20 protein-coding genes are annotated in these 19,776 nt (G+C 39.5%); 17 read left to right on the forward strand and 3 right to left on the reverse strand.

What is annotated here, in order from left to right; all coding sequences use genetic code 11:
- Nucleotides 1-340: 340 nt before the first annotated feature.
- Nucleotides 341-2,710 (reverse strand): EAL domain-containing protein, encoded by a 2,370-nt coding sequence (locus DK924_RS04945; protein WP_109874489.1) that lies wholly within the window; start codon nt 2,708-2,710, stop codon nt 341-343.
- Nucleotides 2,711-2,916: 206 nt separating this feature from the next.
- Here DK924_RS04945 and pyrC point away from each other — a divergent pair, with 206 nt between their 5' ends.
- From pyrC to DK924_RS04990, 9 genes are all read left to right on the forward strand, one after another.
- Complete coding sequence (pyrC, locus tag DK924_RS04950; RefSeq protein ID WP_109874490.1) at nt 2,917-3,957, forward strand: dihydroorotase; 1,041 nt, start codon at nt 2,917-2,919, stop codon at nt 3,955-3,957.
- 410 nt (nt 3,958-4,367) lie between these two features.
- Nucleotides 4,368-4,571, forward strand: coding sequence for a cold-shock protein (locus DK924_RS04955; protein WP_004588138.1), 204 nt, complete (start codon nt 4,368-4,370; stop codon nt 4,569-4,571).
- 1,026 nt (nt 4,572-5,597) lie between these two features.
- Entirely contained in the window at nt 5,598-6,368 is a 771-nt protein-coding gene (locus tag DK924_RS04960; RefSeq protein WP_013465204.1) for a DUF3450 domain-containing protein, read from the forward strand.
- Nucleotides 6,369-6,374: 6 nt separating this feature from the next.
- Nucleotides 6,375-7,739, forward strand: a complete 1,365-nt coding sequence (locus DK924_RS04965) for a MotA/TolQ/ExbB proton channel family protein (protein ID WP_010388563.1) — start codon at nt 6,375-6,377, stop codon at nt 7,737-7,739.
- Nucleotides 7,739-8,263: a MotA/TolQ/ExbB proton channel family protein gene (locus tag DK924_RS04970; protein ID WP_010388565.1), complete on the forward strand. Its 525-nt coding sequence runs from the start codon at nt 7,739-7,741 to the stop codon at nt 8,261-8,263. Before DK924_RS04965 ends, DK924_RS04970 begins: the two co-directional genes overlap by 1 nt.
- Before the next feature lie 14 nt (nt 8,264-8,277).
- Entirely contained in the window at nt 8,278-8,682 is a 405-nt protein-coding gene (locus DK924_RS04975; RefSeq protein ID WP_006792384.1) for a biopolymer transporter ExbD, read from the forward strand.
- Nucleotides 8,682-9,296 (forward strand): energy transducer TonB, encoded by a 615-nt coding sequence (locus DK924_RS04980; protein WP_010388569.1) that lies wholly within the window; start codon nt 8,682-8,684, stop codon nt 9,294-9,296. The genes DK924_RS04975 and DK924_RS04980 overlap by 1 nt, the downstream gene beginning before the upstream one ends.
- A gap of 11 nt (nt 9,297-9,307) precedes the next feature.
- Nucleotides 9,308-10,567, forward strand: coding sequence for a tetratricopeptide repeat protein (locus tag DK924_RS04985; protein WP_055012926.1), 1,260 nt, complete (start codon nt 9,308-9,310; stop codon nt 10,565-10,567).
- Nucleotides 10,568-10,628: 61 nt separating this feature from the next.
- Nucleotides 10,629-11,672 carry a hypothetical protein gene (locus tag DK924_RS04990; protein ID WP_109874491.1) on the forward strand — a complete coding sequence of 348 codons (1,044 nt, stop codon included), beginning with the start codon at nt 10,629-10,631 and terminating at the stop codon, nt 11,670-11,672.
- Nucleotides 11,673-11,686: 14 nt separating this feature from the next.
- On the opposite strand, the gene DK924_RS04995 is transcribed toward DK924_RS04990, so the two are convergent.
- The gene (locus tag DK924_RS04995; RefSeq protein ID WP_010388576.1) at nt 11,687-12,013 is read right to left on the reverse strand and encodes a TraR/DksA C4-type zinc finger protein; all 327 of its coding nucleotides are present in this window, start codon (nt 12,011-12,013) and stop codon (nt 11,687-11,689) included.
- 59 nt (nt 12,014-12,072) lie between these two features.
- Entirely contained in the window at nt 12,073-13,053 is a 981-nt protein-coding gene (locus DK924_RS05000; RefSeq protein WP_054201122.1) for a tRNA-dihydrouridine synthase, read from the reverse strand.
- Between the two features lie 189 nt (nt 13,054-13,242).
- Between DK924_RS05000 and DK924_RS05005 the strand changes: the two genes are divergently transcribed.
- The 8 genes from DK924_RS05005 to recR all read left to right on the forward strand — a co-directional run bounded on the left by DK924_RS05005 (nt 13,243) and on the right by recR (nt 19,701).
- Nucleotides 13,243-13,731, forward strand: a complete 489-nt coding sequence (locus DK924_RS05005; RefSeq protein WP_109874492.1) for a hypothetical protein — start codon at nt 13,243-13,245, stop codon at nt 13,729-13,731.
- A gap of 64 nt (nt 13,732-13,795) precedes the next feature.
- Entirely contained in the window at nt 13,796-14,653 is an 858-nt protein-coding gene (locus DK924_RS05010; protein WP_010388581.1) for a DUF692 domain-containing protein, read from the forward strand.
- Between the two features lie 54 nt (nt 14,654-14,707).
- Nucleotides 14,708-15,460, forward strand: coding sequence for a DUF2063 domain-containing protein (locus DK924_RS05015; RefSeq protein ID WP_010388583.1), 753 nt, complete (start codon nt 14,708-14,710; stop codon nt 15,458-15,460).
- A 72-nt stretch (nt 15,461-15,532) separates the two neighbouring features.
- Nucleotides 15,533-15,655 carry a hypothetical protein gene (locus DK924_RS18825; protein WP_008109320.1) on the forward strand — a complete coding sequence of 41 codons (123 nt, stop codon included), beginning with the start codon at nt 15,533-15,535 and terminating at the stop codon, nt 15,653-15,655.
- Between the two features lie 155 nt (nt 15,656-15,810).
- A complete protein-coding gene (gene apt, locus DK924_RS05020) occupies nt 15,811-16,356 on the forward strand; it encodes an adenine phosphoribosyltransferase (RefSeq protein ID WP_008109316.1) in 546 nt (181 codons plus the stop codon).
- 3 nt (nt 16,357-16,359) lie between these two features.
- Complete coding sequence (dnaX, locus tag DK924_RS05025; protein WP_109874493.1) at nt 16,360-18,699, forward strand: DNA polymerase III subunit gamma/tau; 2,340 nt, start codon at nt 16,360-16,362, stop codon at nt 18,697-18,699.
- Nucleotides 18,700-18,759: 60 nt separating this feature from the next.
- A complete protein-coding gene (locus DK924_RS05030; RefSeq protein ID WP_010388590.1) occupies nt 18,760-19,086 on the forward strand; it encodes a YbaB/EbfC family nucleoid-associated protein in 327 nt (108 codons plus the stop codon).
- Nucleotides 19,087-19,092: 6 nt separating this feature from the next.
- Nucleotides 19,093-19,701 (forward strand): recombination mediator RecR, encoded by a 609-nt coding sequence (gene recR, locus DK924_RS05035; RefSeq protein WP_010388591.1) that lies wholly within the window; start codon nt 19,093-19,095, stop codon nt 19,699-19,701.
- Nucleotides 19,702-19,776: the final 75 nt, after the last annotated feature.

Raw genomic sequence — 19,776 nt, forward strand, 5'->3', positions numbered from 1 at the left:
GTGTGTTTTTTACTGCAAACATTAAATTTATTAACTTTGCATAGTCAAATATTGTTTTGTTATTTGTTTATTGTTGAATTTAGCTCATGTTAAATCGGGTTTAAATAGTTAAGCTGAAATTAAAATAAAGCAGTGTGAATTTGGTTATGGAGTAAGTTATGCATGTTTAGCGATTAATGTGTTGTTGTAAAACATGCTGTTGAGGTTAGCATTTAGCATCAAGGTTTAATTGGTATGCTCTTACAAACGAGATTAAATTATTAAGAGTATTAAAGCGAGTAAGCACAGTGGTCAGTTTAATCCTAAATACTTGGTTGTAAATTCCAGCTGTGCCTAGCCATTAAAGAGGGCTGTGTATTAATGCTATGGCCTCTGTTGCTGTAACAGGTTTTGATTTTAAAAAGCCTTGCCCATAATCACATTGGGTTTTTTGTAAAATAGTAAGTTGCTCAGCGGTTTCTATTCCTTCTGCAATAACAATAAGATCTAAAGAAATAGCCAAGGTTAAGATAGCATCTATTAATGGGTTAGCAGTGGTTTTTAAGTTATCAATAAAGCTTTTATCAATTTTCATTACATGAATTGGCAGTTGGTGCAAGTAGCCTAGAGCAGAATAGCCTGTGCCAAAATCATCAAGGCAAAGCAACACTTTTAAAGGTGATAACCCTTGTATAATTTGCGTCGCTAATTCTAAATTTTCGATCAGTCCCGATTCAGTTATCTCAAGACACAATGAGCCCAGTGGTAGGTGGTGTTTTTTATAAATACTATGGAGCTGCTCTACAAATTCTAAACTGGCAAAGTGTCGAGAAGATACATTAACCGTGACACGTAAAAAGCGATGCCCTTGTTGTTGCCACAAAGCAATATGTTGCGCTGCGAGGTCTAGTAAATGCAAATCTAAGTTAATAATTTGCCCGGTCTTTTCAGCAATTGGAATAAAGTCGTTCGGTGATATAAACCCTTTTTTTGGGTGATGCCAACGTACGAGAGCTTCAAATCCTATAACCTCGCCACTGTTAATAGTAAAGATAGGCTGAAAATACAGTTCAAATTCATTATGCTCAATACCGTGCTGTAAATCGTTTTCAAGATCTGCATGCGTTTTTAGCTTATTGCGCATCACGTTATTAAAAAATTTAACTTGGCCACGCCCAGATGATTTTGCCTCATACATAGCCGCATCTGATTGTTGCAATAATACAAATGCTTCATCGTCTACGCTGTCACTAAATGCAACGCCAATACTGGTGGAGGGCTGCAGTAAATGGCCATCAATATTAACAGGTTCAGATAGTGCCGTTTTAATGCGAGTAAGGGCATCGTTTACTTGGTCACGATGACTGAGGTTTTCCATAAAAATAGCAAACTCATCGCCACCTAAGCGAGAAAAGGTATCGGTATTGCGTACCGTTTGAGTAATGAGTTTACATATAGCAATTAAAAAGTGATCACCTACTTCGTGACCTAACGAATCATTAATACTCTTAAAGCGATCAAAATCAAGGTAAAGCAGGGCATGAAAAGTGCCTTTTTGAGCGCGATTTAGGCGTAAAATAGCATGCTTCATTCTTTCAATCAGTAGCGAACGGTTTGCCAGCCCAGTTAGCTCATCGTGCAGCGCTTTGTGCTCCAGCTCTTGGCGGGCTAAATGCCTATCTATAACCATGCTTATTTGACGACTTACATAGGTTAGCAACGAGCTATCATGCTCATTGTAGTAATGTTGTTCGTCATAACTTTGTACAACAATAACGCCACTCATACGCTCATTAACTTTAAAAGGCACACCTAACCATGAATCAGCTTGTTCACCTACTAACTTAAAATGGCCTTGTGCAATATGTTCATGGTATTGCTGTTTATTAAGTAGTAATGGTCGTTCATTAATCAGCAAATAATAAGAGGCTGTTTCTTTTAGTTGATCTTTGGAAATTATTTTATGGGTATTTGTTTGTACACCGCCTTCAACGGTATAAACAAAGTCGAGTGCGTCTTCTTTTTTGTCGTACAACGCAATAAAAAAGTTACTTGCAGTCAATAAGCTGTCAATAATTACATGCAGCGATTTAAAAAACGTATCTAAATTTTGTGCTTTGTAGGTTAAGTTAGCTATTTGCAGTAGGCTGCTTTCTAATTTTTGTGCATTGTTAAGCTGTATTACTGTGTCTTGCAAGCTATTAACGGTATTCACTTGATTGATTTTTGCGCTTAATAAATGAGCTACCGTAGTTAAAATCTCTAAATGCGAACTAGTAAAGTAATTTTTTATTGGGTGCTCACAGTCTATAACCCCAAGCACGCGATCTTTGTATATTAAGGGGACGCATATTTCTGATTGGGCAGGGCGTTCATCAGCTATGTAACGGCTGTCTTTATTTACATCACCAATTATTAATGCTTGCCCTGTGGATGCTGCATAGCCTGTTATGCCTTCGCTAAAGCGAATGATTTTGCGTTCAGACTGATAACTGATATGTTCGCTTTCAATACCCATAGAAGCTACTTGATTCAGCAAAGATTGGCTGTCATCTGCTAAGTAAATAACGCAGTCTACAAACCCAAGTCGATTAACAACCTGTGTAGTGACATAACTAAAAAGCGCTTCTAACGTATTCAGTTGCAATAAACTTGACGAGAACTGATTGATTATACTCAATTGATCCGTTTTAGTTTCGAGCGCTTTAGTGGTATCGATAGTGTTCGACATAAGCAGCTTTGGGAGGCCTTATAATTATTATTAAAGGTACATACGTTAACCTAATATTAACGTTTCTACAAAATAAAACGTTAAATGAGAATCATCAAGTGTAAAGTTAACTTTAAATGTAGTATCTAAGGATTATTTCTAATAAGCCCTTTACTCGAAAACACCATATGCCTATGATCAGTTAACTTAAGCATTAGGACTTTACGATGACGAGCAAAATGACAACTTTAACGATTACTAGACCCGATGATTGGCATGTGCATTTACGCGATGGGGATCAGTTAAAAGATACGGTGCGTGACATTAGCCGTTATATGGGCCGCGCGATAATTATGCCAAATTTAGTTCCGCCAGCTACGTGTACAGAAACCGCATTGTCGTACCGAGAACGAATTATGGCTGCAAAACCTCAAGGGCAGTTTGAACCTTTAATGGTGCTTTACCTTACTGATAAAACGACGCCTGATGAAATAAAAAAAGCAAAAGCGACAGGTAAAATTTTTGCAGCTAAATTGTACCCAGCGGGCGCAACAACTAACTCGGATTCTGGTGTAACATCAGTAAAAAATATCTACCCAGTATTAAAAGCAATGCAAGAAGTTGGCATGCTTTTACTTGTCCATGGTGAAGTCACTGACTCTTCTATTGATATATTCGATCGTGAAAAAGTATTTTTAGACACTATTTTAGGCGACGTTGTTGCAAACTTTCCTGAGCTGAAAATTGTTCTTGAACACATAACCACTAAAGATGCAGTAGAATTTGTTGAAAATGCCTCGGATAATGTAGCAGCTACAATTACTGCGCATCATTTATTATATAACCGCAACCATATGTTAGCTGGGGGCATTCGCCCACATTATTACTGCCTACCTATACTAAAGCGTAACATTCATCAACAAGCGCTAATGGCTGCAGCGACAAGTGGTAGTAAAAAATTCTTTTTAGGCACGGATTCAGCCCCACATTATAAAGATAAAAAAGAAGCAGCATGTGGTTGTGCCGGTGCTTATACCGCGCATGCAGCTATTGAACTTTATGCTGAAGCTTTTGAAGAGGCAGGAGCGCTTGATAAGTTAGAAGGCTTTGCAAGCCACTTTGGTCCAGACTTTTATGGCCTTGAGCGTAATACAGACACTATTACCTTGGAGAAAGCGCCTTGGACAGTGCCGTCTAGCTATTCGCTAGGCGAATCAGAAGTAGTACCGATTAAAGCCGATAGTGTTATTGACTGGCAAGTTAAATAGTAAAGATTAAGCTAAAACCACCTAAACTAAGGTGGTTTTTTATTTTCAATTACCAAAAAAGCGGTTTGGAGGAACCCTATTTTAAAAACTTATAATCTGCTTATAAAAAACACAACTTTTAGGTTGTTTATCCTTATAAAAATTAGAAACTTATAAAGAAAGTAATAAATCGATGAATCTTCAAAAATAAATCCCAATTAATAGAGCTAAAAAAATATTAATGTGTTAACCTTAATTGGCTTTGAGTTTTTGCGTATTGAATTACGGTATTGTGCTGCGTTTAAGGTTACCGGTTTGGTTATTACTTCTTCCTGTACTATCACCTCCAGTTTTTTGGGCATTGACTCAGGGAGGATATTGCCATAATTATATGGCTGAATTTTAATTATTGACTTACAGGAAAATTTAGTATGTCGGTTACTGGTAAAGTAAAATTTTTCAACGAAGCTAAAGGCTTTGGTTTCATTGAACAAGAAAATGGTCCTGACGTGTTTGTACATTTCAGCGCAATCACTGGTTCTGGTTTTCGCACTCTTAGCGAAGGTCAAGCAGTGACTTTCAGCATCAAGCAAGGTCAAAAAGGCCCAGAAGCTGAGAACGTAGAAGTAGCATAATTTATTATGTGAACCTAAGTTCATCGTGGTGAAGCACTAACCTGTTTCACCATAATTCATATACAACTGCAAAACTCATTTACTCCTCTGTAACGCCCTAATTCTTTTAGTAGCTATAATTCCTTTAAACCCTCATTTTATCTATACGTTTATAAACCTTCGTGCTTTGAGTATTTCATCGGCCAACTACATATTAGCTATGACATTACGTAATAATACTTAACCATATTGAGAGGGCAGATGAGCCGATAACTGCGTTAAAAATTTCTCATCTAGGACAACTAAGTAAATTTTTTGCCTTGCTATCTACATAGTTTTCCTTCTTCAAAATAGCTCATTTAATTAAGCGAGTTGGTATTATTTAACGTTACAGTGAACCTATCAGCGCCATCACTGCAAATCTTATTGGTTAATAAAAGCTTAAAAGTGCGTAAGATTGACATTCGTACCTAGGAAAATATTAACAGTGGCCAGGGAGCGTTATATTAATTGGATGAAAAAACACAGGTGTTAATAAAAATGATTTTTTGTAATTACCTTCCCCCCCTTTGTATTGCTTTTTAATAAATCTGCACGTCATTATTATGATGCGATGAATAACCTAATAATAACGATTAGTTGTATTTTTAGTCTAAAAAGTCTTAAAAAAGCTTCAAAATTAATATTCGGGACAGAAAATTAGCTTATTTTTAATTTTTTTTCAGCAACGATTAAGTTAATTTTAAATGTTATATTTTTGTTTACATTAACGGTGATGGTTATCGTTATTCTTACTATATAAGGGCTTTCAGAAATTGTGTTTATCACGTTAGTTATAATAATGTTAATTTTTTTGTTCGGGCCCAGTAAATATCTTACAAACAAGCTGATTTATTTATAGGTTATGCTAAACATGAAGTTGACATGGCTTAATGCATTTAGCATTATTGGTAAGTTGATATCTATTAAAAGATATCAGGGTTGTCTTCCCCTTAGCGGGTTGATAATTAAATTATAAAAGTAACATTACTTAATTGGTTGGGAACTATGTCTGTTAAAATCAGAAAGAGTCTTGTAGCAACTGCGTTGGTTGGCGCTTTTGCATTTGCAAGCAGCAATGTGATTGCAGATCCTTTGAATGACGTGCAAAAAGCAGGTCAAACAATTCAAAAGGCTGCGGTTAAGTCTCAAACTAAAATTGACAATGTATATGGTCAAACTCAGGAGCTAATCGCTGAGTACCGTAGCATCGTTGATGAGACTGAACTTATGAAAGTGTACAACGATCACGTAGCACGTTTGGTCGCAGACCAAAACGCGTCTATCGCATCGTTCGATCGTCAAATCGCGACTATCGATAACACTAAACAAAACGTTGTGCCTTTGATGTATCGCATGATCGATACGCTTGAGCAATTCATCAAAGCGGACGTTCCATTTAACCTTGAAACTCGTCTTGGACGCGTTGAAAGATTACGTGAGATCATGGCATCTGCATCTGTAACAACGTCTGAGAAGTTCCGTCAGGTTCTTGAAGCGTACACTGTTGAAACGGCATACAGCTCAGCTGTAACTGCTTCTCAAGGTACTTTAGATGTTGATGGTCGTAGCATTAACGTAGATATTGGTCGTTTAGGTCGTATTACTTACGTAGCGCAATCATTCGATCTAAAACACGCTTGGGTGTGGGATAACAACACTAAACAGTGGAAAGAATTAGGTGAAGAATACCTAAAACCTGTTAAAGAAGTGATCCGTATGGCACGTAAGCAAGCGACACTAGAACTTGTTAAACTACCAATTTTTGGCGCGGAGTAATCAATAATGAAGAAACTATTTAAAGGTTTTGCTGTTGCAGCAGTACTGTCTGTTTCTGCCGGTACCGCGCTTAATGCACATGCAAATACTGACGCTTTAGATAAAATTCTTGAGCAAGTAAAGCAAGAGCGTATCTCTGAAGGAAAAATCAATAAGCAACGTGAACAAGAGTTCTTGTCAGATCGTGCTGATAAGCAAGCGTTACTTAACAAAGCGAAAAGCCAACTAGCTGCTGAAAAAGCACGTGGTGATCGCCTTAGCAAAGAATATGCACAAAACGAAAATACTTTAGCGGAAAAAGAGCAAGCTCTTCAAAACGCGCAAGGTACGTTAGGTGAAATGTTTGGTGTTGTTCGTCGTGCAGCAGCTGACGCGATTGGTTCAATTGAAGCATCTTTAGTAAGTGCTGAAAAACCAGGTCGTGCTGAAGTACTTCGTTCATTAGCAGCCGCTAAAGAACTTCCAACTGTTCGTGAATTAGAAGAGCTTTGGATTTCACTTCAAACAGAAATGACTGAATCAGCAAAAGTTTCAACGTTTGAAACTGAAGTTGCAGGTCTTGACGGTAACCCGTCTATGAAAAAAGTAACACGTATCGGTAACTTCAACTTAGTTACAGACGACGGCTACTTAATCTACTCACCAGAGACTAAATCTATCCAGCCTCTAGGTAAGCAACCTGATAGCTATATCCTTAAAGGTATTTCTGATCTAGAAGGTACTTCAGCTGATAACTACGCTGGCGTATACGTGGATCCTACACGTGGTGCAATTTTACGTATCAACACGCAGAAAAAGTCTCTTATGGAGTACTACGAGCAAGGTGCTGAAGTTGGTTACATCATCACAGTATTACTCGTTGTAGGTCTTTTAATCTTCTTAGTACGTTTCGTTGATTTAGCGCTTACTACTTCTAAGATCAAAGGTCAGCTTAAGAACTTGTCTACACCGAATACAAATAACCCACTGGGTCGTATTCTTAAAGTGTACTCTGACAACAAAAACCAAGATGTTGAAAACCTTGAGCTTAAACTTGATGAAGCGATTCTACGTGAAACGCCACGCATCGAAGCGGGTATTAACATCATCAAGATCCTTGCTGCTATCGCACCATTACTAGGTCTACTAGGTACGGTAATCGGTATGATCTTAACGTTCCAAACAATCACATTGTTCGGTACGGGCGATCCGAAGATCATGGCTGGTAACATCTCTCTAGCACTTGTAACTACAGCGCTAGGTCTAATTGCAGCTCTACCACTTATCCTACTTCACTCTATTGTTGCAGGTCGTAGTAAGTCGGTATTACACATCCTTGATGAGCAAAGCGCGGGTATCATCGCGACTCACGCGGAGAAGGAGAAAGCCTAATGCTAGTCCTGATGGAGATATGGGAATCTATCAGGGATTTTGTTGGCACAGGCGGCCAGGTATTATACGTGGTCGCGATAGCACTCTTTCTTATGTGGGTTTTAATGATTGAGCGCTATTGGTTCCTACTTGCTGAATTTCCTCGTTTAACGAAGGAAATAGTAGCCAAGTGGGATGCCCGCCAAGACACTACGTCTTGGTACGCACACAGAATCCGTGAAGCATGGATTTCTGAAGCGTCTGAAAAATTAGATCAGCGTATGTTGTTGATTAAAACATTAGTAGCTGTATGTCCTTTAATAGGCTTACTTGGTACTGTTACGGGTATGATCGCGGTTTTTGAAACCATGGCAACCCAAGGTACAGGTAATGCACGTTTAATGGCATCAGGCATATCAATGGCAACAATCCCAACAATGGCTGGAATGGTTGCGGCACTATCTGGGGTATTCTTTAGCTCACGCCTTGAGGCAAGAGCGAGAATGGTGAAAGCCAAACTTGTAGATAGTATGCCTCATCACTAGAGAGAGAATTAAATATGGCACGTAAACAACGTTTTCGTGAAGAAGAAGAAGCAGCGGTAGATATGACGCCAATGCTTGACATCGTATTTATCATGCTTATTTTCTTTATCGTAACTACATCGTTCGTTAAAGAGGCTGGTATCGAGGTCAATAAACCAAAAGCTGCCCAAGCTACGAAGCAAAAAAATGCTAACATTTTTATTGCAATTCGCAGCGACGGTGCAATCTGGATTGATAAACAGCAAGTTGATGTTGAACGTGTTTCAGCAAAAATCGAAAGTTTATTAGCAGAACAACCTACTGATGTTGTAATTTTGCAAGCTGATAAAGAAGCAAAACACGGTACAGTGGTTAAAGTGATGGACCAGATTAAAGCGACAGGTGATAACCTGAGAATTTCAATAGCTGGAGATCAGTAATGATTCGTTTTCTGTTTTCACTGATTGCAGGTGGGGCAGTTACTTTCGGCTTGTTCTACTTCATGGCATACCTCATCTCTGGTGGGGCTGACCGTAATACGGAACAAAAAGAGCAGATCATAGTCGAAATTATGACGAATCCGCCTGAATCTAAGGTGCAGGAGAGGAAGCGTGTACCGCCTCCGCCTCCGCCACCGCCAAAGCAGCCGCCTAAACCGCAGCCGCCACAGCCGGAAAATAGCAACCCAAGTACGAGCTTGTCGTTTAATATGCCAAGCATCGATGTGGGAAGCACGGCCGGTGGACTAAGTGGTCCAGGTGCATTTGGACGAGATGGTGATGCGACACCGATCGTTCGTATTGAACCAAAATATCCAACACAAGCAGCACGTGATGGTAAAGAAGGTTGGGTTCAACTTTCATTCACAATTGATGAGTTAGGTGGTGTGATTGACGTTGATGTAATCGACGCAGATCCAAAGCGTATCTTTGACCGTGAAGCTAAACGTGCATTGCGTAAGTGGAAATACCGTCCTAAGATCATTGACGGAAAACCACAAAAGCAAGTTGGTTTACAAGTTCAACTAGACTTTAAACTTAACCAAGGCAACTAAGGAGGCGAGTAATGAGAAATTTTTCTAAAGTAACTGCACTTGCAATTCTTATGTCTGTGTCAGGTGTAGTATTGACTGCACCTGTTTTAGCGGCGCCAGATTACGCGAAAATTGAAGAGCGTAAGAAAGCAAAGACTAAAATCATGGGCGAACGTACTGGTAAGAAAGTAATTAAAGCGTTTGAATTCTATAATGAAGATGATGTTGATGGTGCAATTGCTTTATTGAAAGAGTTAGATCCGTCTAACGACTTTGACAAAGCAACTGTTAATCGTTACTTGGGCAGTATGTACGCTCAAAAAGAGCAGTACAAAGTTGCTATTAAGTATATGAAAGCAGCGATTGCACCAGATGTATTAAACTTTGCCGATCAGGCTCAAGGTTTAAAAACCTTAGGTGATATGTATGCAGGTACTGAACAATACAGTGCTGCCAAGCAAGCATATTATGATTGGATGGACTTTACAGGCGAAGAAGACCCAAAAGTTTACACTCGTATTGCGCAAGCAAGTTATGAGCTTAAACAATTTAATGAGGTTCTTGAGCCGGCAGACAAAGCAATTAAGTTAGCAAAAGAGCCTAATAAAGCTCCTTATCAACTTAAATTAGCTGCCTATTTTGAGAAAAAGCAATATCAAAATATGGTTAAAGTTGCTGAAGAAATCGTTCGTGTATGGCCTGAAGACAAAAAGTCTTGGGTAGGCTTAGGTAAGTATTATTTACAAACCGAAGACTATAAAAAAGGCCTAGCAACTATGGAAGTTGCTTACAAGAACGGTTACTTTGAAAACGAAGTTGAATACAAAGTTTTAGCTAACTTTTATTCTTTAAACGAAATTCCTTATAAAGCAGCTGTAACGCTTGAAAAGGCCGTTAAAGAAGAAAAAGTTAAACGCACTAAGCAAAACATGAGTGCGATTGCTAGTAACTACCATCGTTCGAAAGATATAGAGAAAGCTGCTAAGTACTACGAAGAAGCTGCTAAATTTGATAATGACGCTGAGCTTTACCGCAAAGCAGGTTCATTACTTTTACAATCTGAAAAATTCAGTGCTGCTGTTGTTCGTTTGAACAAAGCATTAGAGCTTGGCTCTGAAAAGAAAGGTACTATTTATTCAGATTTAGCTGAAGCGTTTTACTACCAAGGCAAGTATAAGCAAGCACATGCTGCTATTACTAAAGCTATGGACGACCCAAGCACACGTAGGTTTGCAAAAGGTTGGGCTACATATATTAAAGATAAAGCCGCTCGCAACGGTGTTAAAATTTAATATTTAATGTACTCTAGTATTTTTAAAAAGCCCCATTGGGGCTTTTTTTATTGGAATTAACATGAACAAAACGCCTATTATTTCATTGCTCTTTTGTTTGCTTTTAGCATCCTGCTCTAAGCCAGCTGACTTATTTTCATCTTATGAAGAGGCACAAACCGCGTTAATATCACTTAATACGGCTTTAAGTGCACAAAAAAACTCACATGCTACAGGACTTAGTAATGAGCAACTGCCTTTTACTGATGCATATTTAGCGCGTCGCCATGATATTTACCAGCAGCTAATGCAAATGAAGTTAACTGTTGCGCAAACTAATCAGGTAAATTATTTGGTGATTGCTGAGCGATTTCCAGAGCGGTATTTCGTATGGCCTGCACACACTGATGTGTTATCAAACATGCTTTCGATAGTTAAAAATGATGCTCAGTATAAAAACATTGAGCAATGGCTGATATTTGTTCAAACACAGCTTAAAGCCGCTGAGCAAAGTAACTTAAAGCTTAATAAAATAGAGCATAATTATTTAAAGCACTATGTACAGCAAGCAATTAACAGTACAGACACACCTATTGAGCTTAATGAGTCTCTGAGTGTATTAAATAATTACTTAGCGCAGTATAAGCCAAGAGGCAGCATTGGGTTGTCTGGCCTTGCTAATGGCAGCCAGTGGTATCAAAGTAAATTAAATTATTTTGCAAATGATGTGCTTTCACCGCTTGAGTGGCTAAGTCGCATTGATAGTAAATTTAAATCAATGCAGAGTCAAAAACAGCACACAATGGTAGAAGCTTCAAATGCCTCACAGCTTACCAAATTACTTTTAACTGATTCTAAAATAATGGGTTTAGACTGGTCAACGGGTTATACGCTATTACCTCAGCGGGCTAACGCTACACAATTAGAACCTGCCGATGCGCAGCTCTATATGGCTATGATGGAAACTGATCTTGGGGTGCATTATCATGCGTGGACACTATCGCAAGCGCGTTTGAATTTACTAAAACGTTTAAATATTAGTGAAGAAGATGCGAGGATATTAGTTGAGGATATTATTTTTTATCCAGGGCAATCATTTAGTTTTGCACCGCAATTACTCAATTAAATTTAAGTGCGCTACTACTTAGCGCACTTATCACACCGCTGAGCAGCAGGGTCTCTTTCTAAGCGCTGCTCTGATATTTTCTCTTCACAGTCACAGCAGTAGCCATATTGACCAATATCCATTTGACTAATAGCTGCTTCAAGCTTGTTCATTCGTTCAATTAACGGATTATACTCAGTACCTAATTGTTGAGCGGCTAAATCGAGCCACTCTTCATTGGATGTATGGGTTAGGATGCAGAGCAAATTTTGATGTGTAGGGTGAGTCGATTGTGACAGCAAACCTAATATAGTTGCTTTAACACTTTCTATTTCATCGTTTAGTCGTTGCTGGTGATGCATTAGCAGTATAACCCTTAAGTTAATTTGTAGTGATACTGCTATTATCTATTTAGATTTACTTAGGTGTTATGATTTGTATCAAATTGTGGCGCTTTCGCATACTTCTTTAACACTTCGGCTACTTCATCCTTGGCTTTTAAACGACGAATTTCATCAAATAATAGTCCTGCTTGTGGATATTGGCGTTTTAAATAACCAAGCCATTGTTTTGTTCGAGATGCAAAGTATTTAGTATCTTTGCTGGCTGTTTGGTGCATAGATGAATGAATAATATGGTGTAAAATATTTTCCCATGTCAGTTCACTGTAGCTTTCTTTATTAACCTGCGCTTTAATTTTTCTTGCTAGATCAGGATGTGAAAGAGCGCCACGACCAATCATCAAATCACGGCAACCACTGCGTTTTTGGCATAAAAGTGCATCTTCTATTTGCCAAATTTCGCCATTGGCGACCACTGCAATTTTTTTATCTTTGACCAAAGGAGGGATTTTTTCCCAATAGGCGGGTGGATTGTAGCCATCGCGTTTAGTACGTGCATGTATAGCAATGCTGTTAGCACCAGCGCTAACAACGGCATCGACAATTTCTTGGCTGTTACTATCATCATCAAAACCTAAGCGAATTTTAGCACTTACTTCATGCTCATCATCAACGGCATCCCTTACCGTTTTTATAATCGAGTACATATGATCTGGATCTTTGAGTAATACAGCACCGCCTTTGCTTTTATTGACAGTTTTTGCTGGGCAACCAAAGTTTAAATCAACACCATGAGAGCCTAAGCCAATTGCTTTTACAGCATTTTCTGCTAACACGTCGGCTACTTGGCCTAATAACTGAATGCGAACTGGAGTACCACTACGAGTGAGCCCCGCATTTTTAAGTTCAGGGCAATAACGGTGAAATACTTTATCTGGAAGGCAAGTATCTACAACACGGATAAATTCGGTCACACAAAGATCGAAGCCGCCTATGTCGGTAAGTAGTTGGCGCATTTTAAAGTCAACGACACCTTCCATCGGTGCTAAAATAAGTTTCATAGTGTGATTAATGTATTACTAAAAAAGGAGCGCCAGTTTACCTGTAAATCATAAATTCATAAAACGCTTATTAGCGTTAATAGGGAGTTAAATAACTTATTTGCAAAAAAATAGAAAATTTGAAAGTTTTTAGTTTAATACCGGTCTACTTTTATAATGATGTTCAACAAGTTTAAAAGGTAATTAAAAATGAATACAATAAAGAAAAACTCAATTGCATTAACATTAGGCGCAGTGGTTGTTGGCAGCGCAAGTATGGCGAGTACTAATGTTCAAGCTAATCCATTTGAGTTTCAACAAATGGTAGCTGGTTATCAATTAGACGCTGGTGAAGGCAAGTGCGGCGAAGGTAAATGCGGCGGCGACGCTAAAGCGAAAAAAGAAGGCAAGTGCGGCGAAGGCAAATGCGGCGGTGATGCTAAGGCCAAAAAAGAAGGCAAGTGCGGCGAAGGTAAATGCGGCGGTGATGCTAAGGCCAAAAAAGAAGGCAAGTGCGGCGAAGGTAAATGCGGCGGTGATGCTAAGGCTAAAAAAGAAGGCAAGTGCGGCGAAGGTAAATGTGGTGGCGATGCTAAGGCCAAAAAAGAAGGCAAATGCGGCGAAGGTAAATGTGGTGGTGATGCTAAGGCCAAAAAAGAAGGCAAGTGCGGCGAAGGTAAATGTGGTGGTAGCCACTAAACTTTTCTTTTTCCGATAAGTGAGAGGGCCATTAGGCCCTTTTTATTTAATATGAGGTTTTATTATGGCTCAAAATCAAACGCCTAACTTTGGCATGGTCGGTTTAGGCTTGCGAAGAGAAATGCTAGATGAGCTTGAGCATGCCATACCAAAACAAATTGAGTTTATGGAAGTGGCCCCAGAGAACTGGTTAAAGCTAGGTGGGCGCTTTGAAAAGCAATTTAAGCAGTTAACTAATAATAATCACTTTGTTTGTCATGGTTTATCTCTTTCTATTGGCTCACCTGAACCGCTCGATATTGAATTTATAAAGTCGTTAAAATCTTTCTTTGATAACCACGATATTAAAGCTTATAGCGAACATTTAAGCTATTGCTCAGGTAAAGGCCATATGTATGACTTAATGCCAATTCCTTTTACTGAAGAAGCGATCAAACATGTCGTTTCTCGGGTTAAGCAGGTACAAGATATATTAGAGCGACCACTTGTGCTGGAAAATGTGTCTTATTATGGTGCCCCTGGTCAGCAGCTATCAGAGCTTGAATTTACCAATGCTATTTTAGAAGACGCAGACTGCCAGTTGCTATTAGACGTTAATAATATTTATGTGAACTCGATTAATCATGGTTATGATGCACAAGCGTTTTTAAGTGGGCTACCAACTAATAAAATTGCCTATTGTCATGTTGCAGGCCACTACAATGAGGCTGATGACCTTATTATAGATACTCATGGCGCAGATGTTATTGACCCTGTCTGGCAATTGCTCGATAGCGCATATCAGGCACATGGTGTTTTTCCCACACTGCTAGAGCGAGATTTTAATATTCCGCCTATTAACGTGTTAACCAAAGAGCTGGATATAATCCATCAATTACAGGCAAAGCACCTTAAGTTGTTATCAACAGCACAAAGTGCTTAGCTGTTTGAATTTAATAAGTACTTGCTATTTTAGGGTTTTATAAGAGTCGTTATTATGAGTTTTATCGATGTGCAAAATGAGTTTATGGCCCATATTCGAGAGCCTAATAAGCAGCCGTGTCCAACCGATGTTGAAGACAGACGAATGGCTATTTACCGAGATCTGTTTTTTAATAATATTAATGGCTTTGTTTCATCGGCATTTCCAGTTTTAAAAACACTTTATAGTGATCAACAGTGGCTATTACTGGTTCGTCAATTTTTTAGTGAACATGATTGCCAATCTCCTTATTTTTTAGATATAGGAGAAGAATTTATTACCTATTTAATGACAAGCTATGTACCTAGAGAGTCTGATCCGGTGTTTATGCTGGCGCTAGCCCATTATGAATGGATTGAGCTTGACGTGTCTGTAATGAAGGCTGACCCCCGTGAGCTCCCTCTAAGCACTAATAAGCTTACTCATTCTCCTTTGTATTTATCTAAAACAGCGCGTAACTTAAGCTACGACTATCCAGTGCAACATATAAGTGAAGAGTTTCAACCTCAACAGCCTTCAGAACAGCCGTATTTCTTTGTTGTTTACCGCGATGAGAGTGATGAGGTGCAATTTTTGGCCACCAATGCCATGACAGCCATGCTACTGTCTATTATTGAAAATGAAGCGGGGAGTACGTTTGAGCAGGTTTGCCAACAGGTTAGTGAAAATGCACCACAATTTAATCTTGAGCAAATAACACAAGGGGCACTGAGTACCTTAACAGCTATGGCACAGCGGCAAATTATAGTGACAAAAAATCAAGACTAAGCTCTTTATTGATTATTTCACATCGTCTATTATAGCGCCTTTATTTGTTGTGCTTAATAAAAGGTTGTACCCATGTCAGATGATAAAGACTTTAAAGACCCGTTCAATGCGGCTTACTTTTTTGCATTCTTAGCCGTATTTGCTGGAATAGGGTGTTTAAATGCCATTTTAGGTTGGATCACCAGCTTAACTTAATCAGGTTTTATTTTAAGGCTGTTGTTTTTCATCAGCCTTACATTTTTATCACTTCCCTCTCCCGACACTTTATAATTATCGCAAACTCGCAATTTACGACCACTTAAGGTTATAATCACCTGCTTTGTAATATTAATCATTGAGCAGTTAAAATTATGACTCAAGTAACACCAGCAATTATCAAAAACAGCATTACTACAATTGCTGATTATCCTAAAGCGGGCATTATGTTTCGCGATGTAACAACCCTAATGGCAAACCCTGAAGCGTTTAAAGCAACCATAGATGCATTTATTGACGCTTATAAAGACCAAGGTTTTACTAAAATTATCGGCACTGAATCGCGTGGCTTTATTTTTGGTGCTCCGCTATCTTATGCTTTGGGAATTCCTTTTATCCCTGTTCGTAAACCAGGTAAATTACCGCGCGAAGTTATTCGCCAAGATTACCAACTCGAATATGGCGAAGATACACTAGAGCTTCATACCGATGCGATTGTAGCCGGTGATAAAGTACTGCTAGTTGACGACTTGTTGGCGACCGGTGGTACAATTGAAGCAACAGCTAAGTTGGTTGCAAAATTAGGCGGTAACGCCACAGATGCTGCCTTTGTTGTATCACTTCCAGAGCTTGGTGGTGAGCAACGTATTGAAAAAATGGGCATCAATATTTTAAAATTGGTTGAATTCGAAGGCGAATAATCGATGAGTTATCAGGTTCTAGCGAGAAAATGGCGTCCTCAAACCTTTCATGAATTGGTTGGGCAGTCTCATGTAAAACAGGCGCTGGTAAACGCGCTGACTCAAAATAGACTGCATCACGCTTATTTATTCACTGGAACCCGTGGTGTTGGTAAAACCACCATTGCCCGTATTTTTGCTAAAAGCTTAAATTGTGATGAAGGTATATCTGCCACACCATGTGGTCAATGTAGTAGCTGTGTTGATATAGAGGCAGGGCGCTACATTGATTTACTCGAAATAGATGCGGCTTCACGCACTAAGGTTGAGGATACGCGTGAGATACTTGATAACGTTCAATATGCGCCAACGCGCGGACGTTACAAAGTATATCTAATCGATGAAGTACACATGTTGTCAAAGCACAGCTTTAATGCGTTATTAAAAACGCTTGAAGAGCCGCCTGAGCATGTGAAATTTTTGCTCGCAACCACTGATCCTCAAAAATTACCAGTGACTATTTTATCTCGCTGTTTACAGTTTAATCTGAATGCATTGTCGCAAGCTGAGATTAAGCAACAGCTTGAGCATGTGCTTACCCATGAGCAGCTTAATTTTGATAATGATGCGCTAAGTATTATTGCCAAAGCGGCCGATGGTAGTATGCGAGATGCATTAAGTCTGACCGATCAGGCTATTGCTCAAACAAATGGTGATATTAAAAATCAAGCTGTACAAGACATGCTTGGTTTAATGGACACCCATTACAGTCAAAGTTTACTTGCGGCATTATTAGCGCAAGATGGCACAGCCTTGATGAATGAAGTTGCACAAGTCGCTAGTCGAAATCCAAATTACATTGCGCTGCTTGATGACTTAATTGCGCTAACGCATGTGATTCAATTGAGTCAATTAGTCCCTGAAGCAGCAGCGCTTGATAGCAATAACGCCGATTACATTGAGCATGTTGCAGCGCATACCCATGCTCAACAAATTCAAGTGTATTACCAGCTATTACTTAACGGCAAAAAAGATTTACAATGGGCACCTGAGCCTCGTTTAGGGTTCGAAATGATTATGCTCAGATTGCTAGCATTTGAACCTACGCAGTTGCAAACCAATCAACCTGAACCTAGCTCACAAGCTGCGCCAGAGCAAAATAGTGCAGGGCGTGCTAATGCACTGCGTGATATTTTAAATAAAAATAAACCAGCGCAGAGTAATGCTCCTCAAATTCAGCCATTAGCAACTAATACGCAGCCAACAAAAGCCGATGAGCCTGAGGTTTCAAAGCCTGATTATAGCCAAACACAACTTGAGCAAAGTTCGATACAAAGTCAGCCTCAAATTGTCGATACCCCTGCTGTAATAAGTGATGAACAAGCGCAGCGTCAAAGCGAAGATGATGCCTACATGCAGCACAGTGATGTAGAACAAACTATTGCCGCACAATACGATGATGTAATGAGTAGCGCTGTTGATCAAGGGTTTAACCCTGAGTTAGCAAATGCCACAAGTAACGCAGATCAGTCTGCGTCATCAATGGGTGAGCAAGAAGCGCGAGCACAGTCAGCAATAGCGCGTATTTTACGCGATAGAAACATTTCGGGTGCCGGTAAGCTTTCAAGTGCCGCAATTGAAAAGCCAACTGAAGAAAAACCAGCACCGACAAAATCCGATTTTAGTCGCCCGCAGAGCAATGAAGCACAAACTGTATCACTGCAGCCACCACCATGGGATAATGAGGTGAGCGATGACCTGCAAAAAAAGCCTCAGCTCCCAGCACAGGGGAGCCGAGCTCAGGTAGCAAATAAGCCAGCGAGTAAAGTTGACTTTAAAGCAAAGCATCAAACGATTACTGAAAATTTAGCACCGGAGCTATTAGAGCAAATTAACCCGCAAAAACCAGCACCTGTTGTTGAACAAGAGCCTAGCATTCCGATACCTGATGATTTTCAAAGCCCAATTAGTGAAATCAGATTTGCCCATCAACAAGACGAATGGGCCTATTTAATAAAGCGTATGGGACTTGGCGGACGCATGCGCCAGTTTGCATTGCATTCAATTTTTACCAAACAAGACAATCATTTCCATATTGAAGTGGATGAATCGCAAAAGCACTTAGATACGCCAATGTTACGTCAAAAGTTAAATGTGGCGTTATCAAGTATTTATGGACACAACGTTGAGCTTAATATTGATTTTGCTAGCGGGGTGATTGACTCACCTTATTTGATTCAACAAAAAATTGATGCAGGTCGTCACCAGCAAGCGATTGATGTGATCACCAGCGATGAAAATATAGTACAATTTCAACAGCTATTTAGCGCTGAAATTGACGAAAACAGTATTCAGGCATTGTAATTAACGACCAGTGCCCTTATTTATACTCCAGTTAATGTATTAAAAGAAAGAGAGACGATTATGTTTAAAGGTGGAATGGGTAACATGATGAAGCAAGCGCAGCAAATGCAAGAGCGCATGCAAAAAGCCCAAGAAGAAATCGCAACGATGGAAGTGGTTGGTGAAGCCGGTGCTGGTTTAGTAAAAGTAACTATGCTTGGTAACCACAATGTTCGTCGTGTTGAGCTTGATGAAAGCTTAATGGAAGACGACAAAGACATGATTGAAGATTTACTTGCAGCAGCGTGTAATGATGCTGTTCGCCGTGTTGCTGAAGAAACTCAAGAGCGCATGGGCAAAGTAACAGGCGGTATGCAATTACCACCTGGTATGAAAATGCCGTTCTAAGCAATTATGCAACTTTCAGATAGTTTAACATCGCTAATAGAAGCACTTCGTTGTCAGCCAGGTATTGGCCCGAAATCTGCTCAGCGCATTGCATTTCATTTATTAGAGCGCGACCGCAAAGGTGGCACTCAGCTTGGGAATGCGCTAACAAAAGCGATGACGGCTGTAGGGCATTGTCAGTCGTGCCGCACGTTTACCGAGCAAGCGCAATGTGATATTTGCTTAAGCACTAAGCGTCAAGACAGTGGTATTTTATGTGTGGTTGAGTCGCCTACAGATGTGTTAGCGATTGAACAAACAGGCCAATACAAAGGACTCTATTTTGTATTAATGGGACATTTGTCACCGATTGATGGCATAGGGCCTAAAGAAATTGGTCTAGACGTGCTTGAGCAAAAGCTTGCCCATGGCGGTATTAATGAAGTTATATTAGCCACTAACCCTACGGTTGAAGGTGAAACAACGGCTCATTATATTGCCCAGCTTTGTCATAAATACAAAGTGGGTGCATCGCGAATAGCTCATGGTATTCCTGTGGGTGGCGAGCTTGATTTAGTCGATGGCACAACCTTAATGCATGCATTTAGTGGCAGGCGCTTAGTCAGCCATGAATAGTTTATTTTAAGCTTAACTATTTGAACTTACTTTAAAAGCCTACATACATGCTGTAGGCTTTTTTGTTGGCTTTAA

This window comes from Pseudoalteromonas sp. meg-B1, assembly GCF_003173795.1.
Lineage (GTDB): Bacteria > Pseudomonadota > Gammaproteobacteria > Enterobacterales > Alteromonadaceae > Pseudoalteromonas > Pseudoalteromonas undina.

Bases quoted from the DNA above. Each gene is read 5' to 3' on its own strand.
- DK924_RS04945 (WP_109874489.1), bottom strand. From the start codon at position 2,710: ATGTCGAACACTATCGATACCACTAAAGCGCTCGAAACTAAAACGGAT.
- pyrC (WP_109874490.1), top strand. From the start codon at position 2,917: ATGACGAGCAAAATGACAACTTTAACGATTACTAGACCCGATGATTGG.
- DK924_RS04955 (WP_004588138.1), top strand. From the start codon at position 4,368: ATGTCGGTTACTGGTAAAGTAAAATTTTTCAACGAAGCTAAAGGCTTT.
- DK924_RS04960 (WP_013465204.1), top strand. From the start codon at position 5,598: ATGTCTGTTAAAATCAGAAAGAGTCTTGTAGCAACTGCGTTGGTTGGC.
- DK924_RS04965 (WP_010388563.1), top strand. From the start codon at position 6,375: ATGAAGAAACTATTTAAAGGTTTTGCTGTTGCAGCAGTACTGTCTGTT.
- DK924_RS04970 (WP_010388565.1), top strand. From the start codon at position 7,739: ATGCTAGTCCTGATGGAGATATGGGAATCTATCAGGGATTTTGTTGGC.
- DK924_RS04975 (WP_006792384.1), top strand. From the start codon at position 8,278: ATGGCACGTAAACAACGTTTTCGTGAAGAAGAAGAAGCAGCGGTAGAT.
- DK924_RS04980 (WP_010388569.1), top strand. From the start codon at position 8,682: ATGATTCGTTTTCTGTTTTCACTGATTGCAGGTGGGGCAGTTACTTTC.
- DK924_RS04985 (WP_055012926.1), top strand. From the start codon at position 9,308: ATGAGAAATTTTTCTAAAGTAACTGCACTTGCAATTCTTATGTCTGTG.
- DK924_RS04990 (WP_109874491.1), top strand. From the start codon at position 10,629: ATGAACAAAACGCCTATTATTTCATTGCTCTTTTGTTTGCTTTTAGCA.
- DK924_RS04995 (WP_010388576.1), bottom strand. From the start codon at position 12,013: ATGCATCACCAGCAACGACTAAACGATGAAATAGAAAGTGTTAAAGCA.
- DK924_RS05000 (WP_054201122.1), bottom strand. From the start codon at position 13,053: ATGAAACTTATTTTAGCACCGATGGAAGGTGTCGTTGACTTTAAAATG.
- DK924_RS05005 (WP_109874492.1), top strand. From the start codon at position 13,243: ATGAATACAATAAAGAAAAACTCAATTGCATTAACATTAGGCGCAGTG.
- DK924_RS05010 (WP_010388581.1), top strand. From the start codon at position 13,796: ATGGCTCAAAATCAAACGCCTAACTTTGGCATGGTCGGTTTAGGCTTG.
- DK924_RS05015 (WP_010388583.1), top strand. From the start codon at position 14,708: ATGAGTTTTATCGATGTGCAAAATGAGTTTATGGCCCATATTCGAGAG.
- DK924_RS18825 (WP_008109320.1), top strand. From the start codon at position 15,533: ATGTCAGATGATAAAGACTTTAAAGACCCGTTCAATGCGGCTTACTTT.
- apt (WP_008109316.1), top strand. From the start codon at position 15,811: ATGACTCAAGTAACACCAGCAATTATCAAAAACAGCATTACTACAATT.
- dnaX (WP_109874493.1), top strand. From the start codon at position 16,360: ATGAGTTATCAGGTTCTAGCGAGAAAATGGCGTCCTCAAACCTTTCAT.
- DK924_RS05030 (WP_010388590.1), top strand. From the start codon at position 18,760: ATGTTTAAAGGTGGAATGGGTAACATGATGAAGCAAGCGCAGCAAATG.
- recR (WP_010388591.1), top strand. From the start codon at position 19,093: ATGCAACTTTCAGATAGTTTAACATCGCTAATAGAAGCACTTCGTTGT.